We start from the raw sequence: 13,760 nt of genomic DNA, 5'->3' as shown, positions 1-13,760 counted from the left end.
CCCGTCCGAAGCAACGAATGTTGATGAAATCACTATGTGTTCTGAGACAGAGGCATCGTTTTGGCCGCCAACCGGGCGGGAGGCCTCATGCTTGCTCGTGTGTCACTGCGGCTTCAAGCCAGCCGCATTGACCAGCGCTGCGTTGACGGCAATCTCCTTGTCGACATGCGCGTCAAACTCGGTCGGGTTCATGACCATCGGATCGATCCCCAGTGTCGCCAGCTTGTGCTTCACCTTGGGCTCTTGCAGCGCCTTGAGCGTCTCGCGGTGAAGCTTCTCGACGATAGCGCGCGGCGTCTTCGCCGGCAGAAACACGCCCAACCAGAGCGGATACTCGGCATTGGCGAAGCCAGCCTCCAGTGCAGTGGGCACGTCCGGCAGCAAGGAAGAGCGTTGGGCGCCATTCACCACGAGCGCAGTGAGCTTGCCCTCCCGGACCCGCGGCGCTACGACGCCGACGGGCCCGAAGAAGAAATCGACCCGTCCGGTCATCACCTCAGTGAGGACTTCCGACCCGCCCTTGAGTGGAACATGCACGGCCTCGATTCCCGCGCTCGACCGGAAGCGTTCCGCGCTGAGATGGGTCGCAGTCCCGACACCGGCTGAGGCGTAATTCATCGCGCCAGGCTTCGCCCTGGCTGCGGCGACGAGTTCGCCCACGGTCTTCCATCCTCTGGCTGGCGGGACGACCAGGACATTGGGCACGATGCCGAGCGGGATGACTGCCGCGAAGTCCCGCGCCGGGTGGTAGTTCAGGTGCAGATGAAGCGATGGCGCTATGGCGTGTGCGGACGAGTTGAGCAGCAGGGTGTAGCCATCGGGTTCCGACCTGGCGACGACGCCGGCACCGATCGTTTGCCCTGCGCCGGGACGGTTTTCGACGATGACGGGCTGCCCGAGTTGTGTCGACAACTGTTCGAACACGACACGTCCGGCAATGTCGGCCATGCTGCCGGGCGCGATCGGCACGATCGCCCGCAGCGGTTTCGACGGCCAGGTCTGTGCTTCGGCGGTGAATGCCGCGACGGTCAGGCCGAGCGTAAGTACGCGCATCAAGAGCATTGATTGCATGGTTTTCTCCTTACAGAGGAACGCAATTCACAAATAAACTATGGCGCAATGCCGCTTGGCCGTCCAATATGGAATTCCTCTTGTCGCTTATGCCGATCAGGCATGACCACTGGTATGGATCTTCGGCACGCACGAACTTTCGTCACCGTTGCAGAACTGGGCACCGTCTCCAGGGCGGCGGTGCGTCTGCACATTGCCCAGCCTGCCCTGTCGCGGCAGATCCGCGATCTCGAGGAGGAACTCGATCTCAAACTCTTCGATCGTGTAGGACGCCGCCTTGTGCTGACTGGTGAAGGCGAGCAGTTGCTGGGCGACTGCCGTGCTTTGTTGAACTGCGCCAGCGCAATCGGCGAGCGCGCGCAACAACTTCGGCGCGGCGACGCGGGCATACTGAAGGTGGCGGCCTCCCCGCAGTTCATCGAAGGCACCCTTTCCGGGTTCCTGGACCGACACACGCAGCGTTACCCCAACGTGCGTGTCAAGGTGATCGAGGCCATTGCGTGGTCCGACACCCTCGGAATGCTCGAGCGCGGCGAGATTCACCTTGGCCAGAATCTCCTTGGCGTGGTTCAGCCCGACGATGCGCGCTTTGCGAACCGCCCGCTCGAGGTGGTAGACCTGCTTGCCGCTTGCCATACACCGCTGCTGCTCGGAAAGAGCGGAGCGATCGAGATTGCCCACCTCGCCACCCAGCCGCTCCTGGTGCTGGATACCAGCTTCTTGTCCCGCCGCACCTTCGACGCCGCCTGCCGTCTGGCAGGCATTGAGGCCAATGTCGTTTTCGAGAGCCGGACACCGCATACGCTGCTGGCGATGGCCGAGAGTGGGCACGGTGTTGCCATCGTTCCCTCTGCAGTACGCATCGATCGCTATCCGCTGCACATCGTCCGGGTCACCGACGGGGGCAAACCGTTGCGCGAGCACCTGGCCGTCTTCTGGGACAAGCGGCGCTCCCTGCCGTCCTACGCAACGGCATTCTGCGATATGCTGGCGGAGTACGTGCGCGAAGTGTTCCCGATTTCCCGACCGTCCGAACCATAGACTGAGCACGAAGACGTCCGAACAGCCTTGCCAGACGCGCAGCGACCGCGAGGAGACGAAACTGAGAATCCGAAACGAAACCGACTTCTGGTCGGGCGTGATGTTCATCGCGTTCGGGCTGTTTTTCGCGGCGTTCGCGACCCGCTACGACTTTGGTACCGCACAGCTCATGGGGCCGGCGTATTTCCCGGCCGTGCTGGGCGGGCTGCTCACGCTTGTCGGCGTGCTGGTGGCCTTGGACGGACTGGGGCGCGAGGGGGAGGGCGGCAAGCTCGAGAGCTTCCATTTCGCCGAGCTGGCATGGGTGCTCGGTGCGGTGCTCGTCTATGCAGCGATGCTGCGCTGGGCGGGCCTGCTGGCGTCCATGCTCGCGCTGATCGTGATCTCCAGCTTCGCGAGCCACGAGTTCTGCTGGAAGGAAGCGATCATCCTGTCGATCGTGATGGCCGTCATGACGTACCTCGTCTTCATCATGGGGCTGAGGCTCACGATTCCGGTACTGCCAGCGTTCCTCAGGAGCTAGTGTAGTGTTGCACGCAGTATGGAACTTACGAATTCCAGCCACCACAAGGGTTTGATGCCGCTTGCACACCTGAGGAAAGGCTCGTCAAGAATGTAGCACTACACTAGACGGACTCAGCGGAGGCGACCATGGAACTGTTGGACAACCTTGCGATCGGCTTCGGCACTGCGCTGACGCTGCAGAACCTCTTTTATGCCTTTGCCGGCTGCCTGATCGGCACCTTGATCGGCGTGCTGCCCGGCGTCGGACCGGTCGCCACCCTGGCGATACTGCTGCCGACCACCTACGCGCTGGAACCGACCTCGGCGCTGATCATGCTGGCCGGCATCTACTACGGTGCGCAGTACGGTGGCTCGACGACGGCAATTCTGGTCAATCTGCCGGGTGAGTCGTCTTCCGTCGTGACCTGTCTCGACGGCTACCAGATGGCGCGCCAAGGTCGCGCGGGGGCGGCGCTCGGCACGGCGGCAATCGGCTCATTCATTGCCGGGACCTTCGCAACGGTTCTGGTCGCGGCGTTTGCCCCGCCGCTGACCGAACTCGCGTTCCAGTTCGGTCCCGCCGAATACGTCTCGCTGATGCTGCTGGGCCTGATCGGCGCCGTCGTACTCGCGTCGGGTTCGCTGCTCAAGGCGATCGGGATGATCGTGCTCGGGTTGCTGCTCGGATTGGTCGGCACCGACGTGAACTCGGGCGTGTCACGCTTCAGCTTCGGCATTCCGGAACTGAGTGACGGCATCGGCTTCGTCGCGGTGGCGATGGGCGTGTTCGGCTTTGCCGAGATCATCGCCAATGTGGAGAAGAAGGGCCAGCGCGAGGTGTTGACCGGCAACGTCGGCTCGGTCATGCCGAACGTCAAGGAGATGAAGGAGGCCGCGCCGGCGGTCGCGCGCGGCACGCTCCTCGGTTCGATTCTTGGCATACTGCCTGGTGGCGGCGCGCTGCTCGCGTCCTTTGCGGCGTACGCGGTCGAAAAGAAACTCGCGGGTCCGAATGCCGATCCGCCATTCGGCAAGGGCAACATCCGCGGCGTCGCCGGCCCTGAGTCGGCCAATAACGCGGGCGCGCAGACCTCGTTCATCCCGATGCTGACGCTCGGCATACCGCCCAACGCAGTGATGGCGTTGATGATCGGCGCGATGATGATCCACAACATCCAGCCCGGCCCGCAGGTGATGACGAGCAATCCGACGCTCTTCTGGGGCCTGATTGCATCGATGTGGATCGGCAACCTGATGCTGGTGATCCTCAACCTACCGCTGATCGGGCTGTGGATCCAGTTGCTGAAGGTGCCGTACCGGCTGCTGTATCCGGCAATCCTGGCGTTCTGCTGTATCGGCGTGTACTCGATCAATAACACGACCTTCGACGTGTTAGTGACCGTCTTCTTCGGCGCGCTGGGTTATCTGTTCTACAAGCTGCGCTGCGAGCCCGCACCGCTGATCCTGGGCTTCATCCTCGGCCCGATGATGGAGGAGAACCTGCGGCGGGCGATGCTGCTGTCGCGCGGTGACCCGACCACCTTCGTCACAAGCCCGCTCTCGCTCGGCCTGCTGCTTGCGGCCCTGGCGTTGGTGGGCATCGCGGCGTTGCCGGCGATCAAGTCCAAGCGCCAGCAGACGTTCCAACAAGCGGACTGAGCCGACGAGGTCAGGCTCGAGAAAGCACAATCCAAACGCGTCAGGTCAACAAAGGTGCGGGCAGGGGCTGGTAGCGATCCAGCAAGTCCTTCAGCCATTCTGCGCCGTCAGTCAGCGCGGCAGCCGTAGACGCATTCATGGCCTCCCAATGCTTGTGCAAGTATGGCAACCACGATGGGTTGTCTTGACCGGGGTCGCGCTCTTCGGCTTCCAGCCAGGCCTGCACGGTCTGCCTGGCACGCGCATGCGCGGCACGCTCGGCCTCGCTCGACGAGGCGGACTGCAAGGTCTGCAAATAACGCCACAGCCGGGTCTCCAGCGGGAATTCCCGCTCGGTGGCCGCGTCGTAATGATCGAGCACGTCGGCATCCCACTGGCACAGGGCGACGGCTTGGCGCAGAGCCTGCGGCAGGGGTAACACCCGATCCGCATCGGCGGAAGGGGCGGCCAAACAAGCGGCGTCGGAAGAGGCTGCCCAGGATCGAACCGAGTCGGCAAAGGCGCGCCAGGCGGGGTCGGTTTCAGGCTGAGCGGCGGCGACCTCGCCGACCGTGTCTTCGTCTTTTTCGTTTGCAAGCGGTTGGCCCTGCGCCTGCTGACGCTGCAACAGACGGCGCAGATAGCCTTCAGCGCGCGGATTTCCGCGGTACCGGGTCACGAAGCGCTGCAAATCCTCGATGGCCGTCTGCAAATCACCCGGCCCGTTGCGTCGGGCATGGGCGGTGGCCAACAGCAGGGCGCTAGCTTCATCGCTGGGATCGATCCGCAAACCCAGCCGGGCGTGGTCCAGCGCCTGATCCCAGTCCCGGCGACGAATCGCCAATTGGGCCACGGTGGAATGGGCGTGCAGGTGGTCGGGGTCCAGCATCAACACTTGCCGCAGCAGGCGCTCGGACTGGGCCTGGTCGTCGGGGTCGTGGGAGTCGGCCAGGAGACGGGCCAACTCCACCCTGCAAGGCAGTTGTTCGGGAAAGCGTCGGGTCATCTCCCACAGCACCCACCGGGCGCGCTGCGCCTGGTCGGCTTGGCGCAAGGCCAGTTGCCAGAGCATCCACAGCCTGGGATCTTCCGCGTCCATGCGCAGGGCCAGGTGTATCCACTGGAACAGGCGCGCCTGGATTTCCGGTTCGCGGAGGGAGTACTTCTTGCACAGGGCACGGGTGCATTTGTCGAGGCTACGCACGAAGTAGTAGGCGTCGCCGGTCTGATGCAAATAGGCCTCGTGGGCACTGAGCAGGCGATGGATCGCCTGCCAGGCTTGCGCCAGGCTGTGTGATCGGCGTACGGCCTGGACGGCTTCGTCGGTCGTGTCCGACAAGCCTGGCGGCTTGAGCTTGTAGACGGAACTGGATGTGGGGGCGCCATACCGGCGCGTGGTCTGGGCCAGGCCAAGCAAGCTCAGCACCGACGCGGTCGTGTCGTCGCCCAGCGGGGAAAGCAAGTCGGTGAGAAAGGCCCGGTAGTTGTCGGCGCTCAGACTGGGGTTGCGCGCCATGACGCCGCGCAAGCTGTCCGCCAGTTCTTCCTGGGCCGGCGTGCCCCAGCCCTTGCGGCGCTGGTAGCGGTTGACGAGGGCCTGCACTTGCAGACGCAGGTTGCGCAGGCTGTCTTCGTCCGAGAGGGGCAGCCGGGCCAGGGCGAGCAGACCGAGGTTGATGTAACGCCGGGAGCGCAGGCGCCCCGCCTCCATGACGAAGGACTGCCAGAAGAACTGCAATCCGTCGTCGTCCTGGTGCGCGGCCAGCACCTGCCAGTAGTCGTACTCCGGGTCGCGGTAAGCCGAAAGGGTGAGCGAGCCGAGCCATTGGAGCCAGTGCGCGCGCTCGGCCTGCAAGGCGGCGCAGGTTTGCGGCAAGGCAAAATACATCGGCCATTGCAGGGCTTCGCAGACCTGAGCGCTGTAGGCGCCAAGCTTTCTCGCGGGCGGTGGCGCGGCCTGGCGCTTGGCGAGCAGCCACGCTGACAAACCGGCATCCACCAGGGCCGGCAGGTCGGCGTCGGGGTCGAGCCCAGGCGAAGGTGAGGCCGGCTCGCCCAGTAGGGCGCGCGATACGAGGCGGCTGGTCCTCGGCAAGACGGCGAGCAGGAACTCGTACGGTTCCAGGCGCTCGAAAGGCGCGACATCCGCCGCGCCACGCAGCAAGTCCGTCACGGCCTGTTCGGGGGCATGGCGCAGTTGGTCGGCCCAACGTTGCCAACTCATGGCAGAATCTCGCCGAAGCCGCCGCAACCCGGCAGACCCTGCAATTCCTGTACGTGGCGGTTGCGCGCATCAAGCACGGCCGCGTCCGTCTGGAGCGGATGTGCGCGGGAGATGAAGCCCAGGGCCTTGATGTGCTTGGGCTGGTACTCGATGGGGAAAGTCAGCAGCTCCGGGGTGAAGGCGGAGGGAAGCCCGGTGTTCGCCAAATCCAGGGTGTAGCCGTAGCTTTCACCTCCGACCAACAACGGCGCCGGGACGAAGGCGGCGGACATTTCCGTGTCCAGCACGGTGGGGCGGGAAAAGCTGGCAACGGCCCCTTTCTTGGTGGCGGCCAAACGTGCCTCACGCACTTCGTCCAGCGTGTAGCAGATCAAGGCGACCGGGAGAGGCTTACCCGGTGTGCTGGGCCAATGGGTCAGGCCCAGGCGGTCACGCAGCAAGTGGGGCCAGTCGGCCTTGACGAAAGCAGGCAGGTCGCCGCCGAAGTCGTTGAGGAAGGCGGCGAACATGGGTCGGGCTTGCACGCGCCGCACGTTCCATTGATCCACGAACTCGCCGCGCAATTTCTCGTCCGCATCGGACAGCCTGTCCTTGCGCAGATCCTTTTGTGAATTGAAAAAGCGCAGCCAGAAGGCTTCGCCGATTGCCGGGCCGAGCAGTGCGCTATCGACCATGGAATCCAGGGATTCCAGTCGCAACAGATAGGTGTTGTCCAAGTCTTCCTTCAAATGCGCCAGACTGTTGACGGTCATGAAGGATTCCGAAACCCTTGGGTGGTCCTTGGCAACCTGGACGAAGGAACGAAGGTATCCTTTGTGCTCTCCCTGCCACTCGTTGTGGGTGGCTACGACGTCGACATAAGCGTTATATTCGTCCGTGCGCCCATCGGAAACCGCCTGCTCCCAGCGGAAATTGGCCGCTGCACAACGAACTGTCACGCCCTCTGGCGCCGCGACAGGATCTGCAGCAAGATGGTGTAGGGGTGGGCTGAGCTTCATGAGCGCGTGAATCATACCTCAAACGATTCCCGTATTGCGCCTGTGAGGTCCAATACGCAGGACGCTGCGCGTGTTGCACGCATGGCTGTCAGGCCGGTTTCAACGTGAACCCGCAGACTGATGACGGCTATGCCGGATCGTTGGCCGGCAGCTTCTGGCCGACTGCCGCCAGACGCCATTCTGCACGCTGCAAGTATGTGCATCGACCAATGAGCCATCTCCAGGTTGCACCGCGACGACTGCGCGTTCATGGCCGGCCCCCTCGACCTCATCGAGTCACGACAAAGGGTCCGTGCGCTCCGGTGCGCGCCACGCATCGCCACCAGTCACCCGGGGCAGTTCAACGATCAAGACGCGCTCCAGAGGCCAACAGGCGGCCTGATCCACCGTCGCACTTCCGATTGCACCCCTGCAGCAGCGATCCGTTTCCTCTCCGCCCCTCAGCTCAGCGGCCGGTCGTTGCGGAGCAGTCGCAGGCCAACCGGCAGCGACTCGCCGAAGGCACGCCGTTCGTCGGCCTTGTCGAGTTCGGCGACGGTCGTCAGCTGCTCGCTCCAGCTGGCACTGGCGTTGATCGCCGCGAGGCGCGCCAGCACCGTCTGGCGCAGTTCGGGTTCGAGGTCACGCGCCCGGTCACCGGTCAGACGGGCGATCTGCGTGGCGGCGAAGGCGGCGGGTTCGACCTTCTTCCAGTCGGTTGCCAGCAGCGCCTCGAGCCAGCGGCTGGCAACCTCCGGTGGTACCACCTGGTGCGCGCTGCCGTACAGCGCCTGGCGCGCGCCGAGGCGTCCCAGCGCCCACCAGCCGAGGGGTTTCTCGACCGCACGGCGCAGCCGCCCGAGCAGCCAGTCGCCGGTCTCGATCTTGCGCTCGACCGGCAGTCGCTCGAGCGACGCGATCAGGCGCAGCATGTCGTCGTGGCTGCCGGCGATCGCCGCTGCCCGGCCGCGGCCCTTCGCCGGCTCGCTGCGCAGGGCCGGCGCCAGCTCGCCGAGCAGGCTCTGCTGGGCGGCGGCAGGCAGGCCGCCGGCCGCCCGCCGCCAGAGCGTCCACCACTCCGACCAGTTCTGGCTCTCGTTGGCATACTGGATTCCCTGCGGCAGCAGCTCGCACAGTTGCTCGATGCGCCAGTCGTCGAGCGCGTCGCCGAGGCCCGGACGCAGGCAGAAGCCGGCGAGGTTGCACCACAGCCGCTCGTGCTCGGGCGAGCGTCGCCGCCGCCGGGCGCGTTGCAGCAGGGCGTCGAACAGCGCGCGCAGCAGCGGCATGTCCCAATCCTCGCGCTTGCCGAGAAGGTGCTCGAGCTGGCCGCGCAGCCGCCTGATCTCCTTGCTGTCGACCGGTTGCGAGCTGGCGCCGAAGAGGCGCTCGAGCGCCTGCACGGCGTCGGCGAAACGCGCCGGCAGGCCGGCTGCGGCGGCTGCCTCGACGGCGCCGTCAGCGCGCATCTGGAACTCGAGCAGCCAGCGCCGTGCGGGGTCCTCGCTGCTGACGCAGTGGATTTCCAACGTACCGACTTCACTCATGGCGGTCGTCAGCTGCACGCGCACCTCGCGCTGCCGGCTGCCGGCGGGTGCCTCGACGACGGTGGCGATCGGCGGCAGCCGGATGAACTCCTCGTCGACCAGGGCGGTGATCTCGCCGGGCCGGTAAGCGGTATCGGCGACCGACGACGCGAGATGAAAGCGCACCGGCTGGCCGAGACGCAGGCTGAAGCTGCGATCGGGCAGCGGGATCTCGTGCGCCTCCTCGCTGCCGCGTGGCAACAGACAGATGCCGTTTGCCGGCTGGCCGCGATCGTCGAGAACGAGGAAGTAGCTGCGCGCCGATCCGCCACCGATTCGCCGGCCGTGTCCGCGACCGACGAGCGCACAGGCGACGGCGCCGCGGGCGACGGCGACGTCGGGATCGGCGTTGTGCAGGACGCGCAACGGCGCTCCGCGCCACGCGCCGAGGATGGACTGCAGGCGCTCGGCGAGCGCGGCGGCACGGAAGACGCCGCCATTCAGCAGCAGCGTGTCGGGAACCGGGACCGCCGGCGCTTGTTCGCTGTCGCCGAGTGCCTGCCGCGCCGCTGCGGCATGCCGCCGGAGGAAGGCGGCGAGATGGCGGCTGATCGCCGGGTCGGCGGGGTAGGGCAGGCCGAACTCGACGATCGCCGCGCGCCGCTGCTGCAGCACCTCGTCGACCGCCACCTGCGGCAGGAAGCCGTCGACCAGCAGTTGGCGCGCTTCATCGCGGCGCAGCTCGACGGTGCGCGCGCCGCCGAGCAGGCGTGAGCCGCTGCCGAGCAGCGTCAGGAGAACGGCTTCCGGCGCGTCGGCGGCGAGCAACTGCTCCTTCGCCACGCGGCAGCGCGCGGCAAGCTGCGAGAAGCGTGCCGCCGACAGCCGCGCCTCGCCGGCCGGCAGGCGCGACTCGACGAGGTGGGCGAGGGCGAGGTCCATGTTGTCGCCGCCGAGCATCAGGTGATCGCCGACGCCGATGCGCGTCAGCACCGGCTCGCCGTCGCGCAGCGCGACCTGGATCAGCGTCAGGTCGGTGGTGCCGCCGCCGACGTCGCAGACGAGCAGCAGGCGCGTCTCTGCGAGTTCTTCGGCGAGCCGCTGCTGGTGCCGGAAGAGCCAGTCGTAGAAGGCCGCCTGCGGTTCCTCGAGCAGGCGCAGGTTCGCCAGCCCGGCCTGGCGCGCAGCCGCCAGCGTCAGGGCGCGCGCGCCTTCGTCGAAGGAGGCGGGAACGGTCAGCACCAGCTGCTGCCGTTCCAGCGGCGCCTGCGGAAACCGGTGCAGCCAGGCGGCACGGACATGCGCGAGATAGCTGGCGCTGGCGGCGACCGGCGACACCCTGCTCACCGTGTCGTCGGCGCCCCAGGGCAGGATCGGCGCCAGACGATCGACCGCCGCGTGCGACAGCCAGCTCTTGGCGCTCGCCACCAGCCGACCGGGAACCTGGGCACCGAGATCGAGCGCCAGGCGGCCGGCGACCGCTGGCGCCGCGCTCTCCTCCACCGGCCAGGGCAGTTGCAGCTCGCCGGCATCGATCTCGCCGGCGGCCGGATGGTAGCGCACCGAAGGCAGCAGCGGTCGCGCCGCGACCTGGCCGGGTCCGACGAGTTGTTCGATCTCGAACAGTTCGACCTGCTGCCGGCCCGGCGCGGCGTAGGCGACGACGGTATTGCTGGTGCCCAGATCGATGCCGACAATGTACTTCTTGTTCATGTGTCTCGGAGTGTGGAGTGTACCGGCAGGGTGGCGGCGCCGGGCAGCCCTGCCCGGAGCGTGCAGGCGACGCGGCGCAGGAGCCTGGCGCTGCGGCTGCAGCCATTGTTCTTCTACAGGTGAATCATCGTTCCAGCAAGCTGTCCTGTATCCATAGACTACTGCACTTTTGACCCGCACAGCAGTTTCCGGAGAGCACAGGGGATGGGCGACAGTCGCCGCGAGACCGACAGCATGGGCGTCGTCGAAGTGCCGGCCGACAGGCTCTGGGGTGCGCAGACGCAGCGCTCGCTCGAACATTTCTGCATCGGCCGGGAGCTGATGCCGCGGGAAATGATCGCTGCCTATGCGACGCTGAAGAAGGCCGCCGCGCGTGCCAATCACGCCAGCGGACGGCTGGGCGACGAGGCGCAGCGGCTGATCGTCGAGGTTTGCGACGAAATCCTGGCCGGCAGGCATCAGGACATGTTCCCGCTGCATGTCTGGATGAGCGGCAGCGGCACGCAATTCAACATGAACGTTAACGAGGTCATCGCCAACCGCTGTTCGCAGCTTGCCGGCGAGGCGCTCGGCAGCAAGACGCCGGTGCATCCGAACGATCACGTGAACATGTCGCAGTCGTCGAACGACTCGTTTCCTTCGGCGATGCACATCGCCGTCGCGGTCGCGGTGACGGCGCGGCTGCTGCCCGCCGTCAGCCACCTGCGCGACGCGATCGCCGCCAGGGCGGATGCCTGGCGGGACATCGTCAAGATTGGCCGCACCCACATGCAGGATGCGACGCCGCTCACCCTGGGGCAGGAATGGTCCGGCTACGCCGGCATGCTGGGCGACGACATCGAGCGCATCGAGGAGGCGCTGCGCGGCGTCTATCGCCTGGCGCTCGGCGGCACCGCGGTCGGCACCGGCATCAACGCGGCAGCGGGTTTTGCCGCGGCGGTCGCGGCGGAGATCGCCGCCCTCACCGGGCTGCCCTTCGTCAGCGCAGCCAACAAGTTCGCCGTGCAGGGGGCGCACGACGCGCTGGTGCATCTGTCGGGTGTCCTGCGCACGCTCGCGGTGTCGCTGTACAAGATCGCCAACGACCTGCGCCTGCTGTCCTGCGGCCCGCGCGCAGGCTTCGCGGAACTCGAGATCCCGGAGAACGAACCAGGCTCGTCGATCATGCCGGGCAAGGTCAATCCGACGCAGGCCGAGGCACTCGCCATGCTGGCGCTGCAGGTGATGGCCAACGATGTGGCCGTCGGCTTCGGCGGTGCGAGCGGCTACCTCGAGATGAATGTCTACAAACCGCTGATCATCCATAACCTCAGCCAGTCGATCAGCCTGCTCAGCGACGGCTGCACCAGTTTCCGCCGCTTCCTGGTCGAGGGTACGCAGCCCAACCGGCAGAGGATCGGCGAGTACGTCGACCGTTCCCTGATGCTGGTCACGGCTCTCGTGCCGCTGATCGGTTACGACCGGGCGGCGCAGATCGCCCATCACGCCCACGAGCATGACCTGACGCTGAAGGAGGCGGCGCTGGCGCTCGGCTTCGTCGGCGAGGCCGAGTTCGACCGCATCGTCGATCCCGCGCGCATGGTTCGCCCGCAGGGTGCCGGCGACTAGGCGACCGCTGGCGCGACGCGGGCGCCGTTGCCGACCGCCCGGCGCGGCGAAGCCGGGCTGGCTGTATACTCGCGGTCTTTCATTCGAGCCGCACGCCATGTCCACGCCGAAGAACATCGGTTTCGTTTCGCTGGGTTGCCCGAAGGCGCTGGTCGACTCCGAGCAGATTCTCACCCGGCTGCGCGCCGAGGGCTACCTGATCTCCCCGTCGTACGAGGGCGCCGACCTGGTGGTGGTCAACACCTGCGGCTTCATCGACGCCGCGGTGGCCGAGTCGCTCGACGCGATCGGCGAGGCGCTGAACGAGAACGGCAAGGTGATCGTCACCGGCTGTCTCGGCGCGCGCGCCGATGTGATTCGCCACGCGCACCCGCAGGTGCTGGCGGTGACCGGTCCGCATGCGACCGACGAGGTGCTGCAGCATGTGCACGCCCACCTGCCGCAGCCGCACGATCCATTCACCAGCCTGCTGCCACCGCAGGGGGTGAAGCTGACGCCGCAGCATTTCGCCTACCTCAAGATCTCCGAGGGCTGCAACCACAGTTGCACCTTCTGCATCATCCCGTCGCTGCGCGGTCCGCTGGTGAGCCGGCCGATCGGCGATGTGCTGCAGGAGGCGCGCACGCTCGCCGAAGCGGGCGTGCGCGAGCTGCTGGTGATCTCGCAGGACACCAGCGCCTACGGCGTCGACCTGAAGTACCGCACCGGCTTCGTCGGCGGGCGGCCGCTGCGCACCCGGCTGCGCGAACTGTGCGAGGCGCTGGCCGAACTCGGCATCTGGGTGCGGCTGCATTACGTCTATCCCTACCCGAGCGTCGACGCGCTGTTGCCGCTGATGGCCGAGGGCCGCATCCTGCCGTACCTCGACGTCCCTTTTCAGCATGCCAGCGCAGGCATCCTGGCGGCGATGAAGCGACCGGCGAGCGCCGAGAACAATCTCGAGCGCCTGCGGACCTGGCGCGCCATCTGCCCGGAGTTGACGGTGCGCAGCACCTTCATCACCGGTTTTCCCGGCGAGAGCGAAGCCGATTTTGCCGAACTGCTGGCGTTCATCGCCGAGGCACGGCTCGATCGCGTCGGCTGCTTCGCGTATTCGCCGGTCGACGGCGCGACCGCCAATGCGCTGCCGGGCGCCGTGCCGGAAGAGGTGCGCGAGGAACGCCGGCAGCGGCTGATGGAGTTGCAGGAGGACATCTCGGCCGAGCTGCTGGCGGCGAAGATCGGCCGCGAGATCGAGGTGCTCGTCGACGAGGTCGATGACGAGGGGACGATTGCCCGCTCGGCGGCCGACGCACCGGAGATCGACGGCCTGGTCTTCATCAACGACCATTTCGCTGCCGCGCCCGGCGACTTCCTGCGCGTGCGGGTGGTCGACGCCGACGAGCACGACCTCTACGCCGAGTTGGTGGCGTAGGCAGCCGCTGTCCGCGCTGCCGGTTTCCGGCCGGGCAGGCGCGC

The 13,760-nt window shown here is 66.5% G+C and carries 9 protein-coding genes; 5 read left to right on the top strand and 4 right to left on the bottom strand.

Features of this window, described 5'->3' with window-relative positions; all coding sequences use genetic code 11:
• Positions 1–102: 102 nt before the first annotated feature.
• A complete protein-coding gene (locus HT579_17000) occupies positions 103–1,071 on the bottom strand; it encodes a tripartite tricarboxylate transporter substrate binding protein (GenBank protein ID QKS30463.1) in 969 nt (322 codons plus the stop codon).
• Here HT579_17000 and HT579_16995 point away from each other — a divergent pair.
• From HT579_16995 to HT579_16985, 3 genes are all read left to right on the top strand, one after another.
• Positions 1,066–2,112, top strand: coding sequence for a LysR family transcriptional regulator (locus HT579_16995; GenBank protein QKS30462.1), 1,047 nt, complete (start codon positions 1,066–1,068; stop codon positions 2,110–2,112). The two genes, HT579_17000 and HT579_16995, sit on opposite strands and share 6 nt — an antisense overlap.
• Positions 2,113–2,212: 100 nt before the next feature.
• Positions 2,213–2,635 (top strand): tripartite tricarboxylate transporter TctB family protein, encoded by a 423-nt coding sequence (locus tag HT579_16990; GenBank protein ID QKS30461.1) that lies wholly within the window; start codon positions 2,213–2,215, stop codon positions 2,633–2,635.
• Between the two features lie 128 nt (positions 2,636–2,763).
• Complete coding sequence (locus HT579_16985) at positions 2,764–4,275, top strand: tripartite tricarboxylate transporter permease (protein ID QKS30460.1); 1,512 nt, start codon at positions 2,764–2,766, stop codon at positions 4,273–4,275.
• 40 nt (positions 4,276–4,315) lie between these two features.
• Here the strand turns inward: HT579_16985 and HT579_16980 are convergent, their stop codons facing one another.
• The 3 genes from HT579_16980 to HT579_16970 form a co-directional block, all read right to left on the bottom strand.
• Complete coding sequence (locus tag HT579_16980) at positions 4,316–6,478, bottom strand: hypothetical protein (protein QKS30459.1); 2,163 nt, start codon at positions 6,476–6,478, stop codon at positions 4,316–4,318.
• Positions 6,475–7,491 carry a hypothetical protein gene (locus tag HT579_16975; protein ID QKS30458.1) on the bottom strand — a complete coding sequence of 339 codons (1,017 nt, stop codon included), beginning with the start codon at positions 7,489–7,491 and terminating at the stop codon, positions 6,475–6,477. Before HT579_16975 ends, HT579_16980 begins: the two co-directional genes overlap by 4 nt.
• A gap of 425 nt (positions 7,492–7,916) precedes the next feature.
• Positions 7,917–10,694, bottom strand: coding sequence for a hsp70 family protein (locus HT579_16970; protein QKS30457.1), 2,778 nt, complete (start codon positions 10,692–10,694; stop codon positions 7,917–7,919).
• 204 nt (positions 10,695–10,898) lie between these two features.
• Between HT579_16970 and fumC the strand changes: the two genes are divergently transcribed.
• Together fumC and rimO are read left to right on the top strand one after the other, a co-directional pair.
• The gene (fumC, locus tag HT579_16965; protein ID QKS30456.1) at positions 10,899–12,302 is read left to right on the top strand and encodes a class II fumarate hydratase; all 1,404 of its coding nucleotides are present in this window, start codon (positions 10,899–10,901) and stop codon (positions 12,300–12,302) included.
• 97 nt (positions 12,303–12,399) lie between these two features.
• Positions 12,400–13,716, top strand: coding sequence for a 30S ribosomal protein S12 methylthiotransferase RimO (rimO, locus tag HT579_16960; GenBank protein QKS30455.1), 1,317 nt, complete (start codon positions 12,400–12,402; stop codon positions 13,714–13,716).
• Positions 13,717–13,760 lie beyond the last annotated feature (44 nt).

Origin of the sequence: Candidatus Accumulibacter similis, from assembly GCA_013347225.1 — a bacterium.
Lineage (GTDB): Bacteria > Pseudomonadota > Gammaproteobacteria > Burkholderiales > Rhodocyclaceae > Accumulibacter > Accumulibacter similis.
This window is presented reverse-complemented; position numbering and strand designations above follow the sequence as displayed.

Coding starts and splice junctions, on each gene's coding strand:
- rimO (QKS30455.1), top strand. CDS start 12,400: ATGTCCACGCCGAAGAACATCGGTTTCGTTTCGCTGGGTTGCCCGAAG.
- HT579_16990 (QKS30461.1), top strand. CDS start 2,213: ATGTTCATCGCGTTCGGGCTGTTTTTCGCGGCGTTCGCGACCCGCTAC.
- fumC (QKS30456.1), top strand. CDS start 10,899: ATGGGCGACAGTCGCCGCGAGACCGACAGCATGGGCGTCGTCGAAGTG.
- HT579_17000 (QKS30463.1), bottom strand. CDS start 1,071: ATGCAATCAATGCTCTTGATGCGCGTACTTACGCTCGGCCTGACCGTC.
- HT579_16975 (QKS30458.1), bottom strand. CDS start 7,491: ATGATTCACGCGCTCATGAAGCTCAGCCCACCCCTACACCATCTTGCT.
- HT579_16985 (QKS30460.1), top strand. CDS start 2,764: ATGGAACTGTTGGACAACCTTGCGATCGGCTTCGGCACTGCGCTGACG.
- HT579_16980 (QKS30459.1), bottom strand. CDS start 6,478: ATGAGTTGGCAACGTTGGGCCGACCAACTGCGCCATGCCCCCGAACAG.
- HT579_16970 (QKS30457.1), bottom strand. CDS start 10,694: ATGAACAAGAAGTACATTGTCGGCATCGATCTGGGCACCAGCAATACC.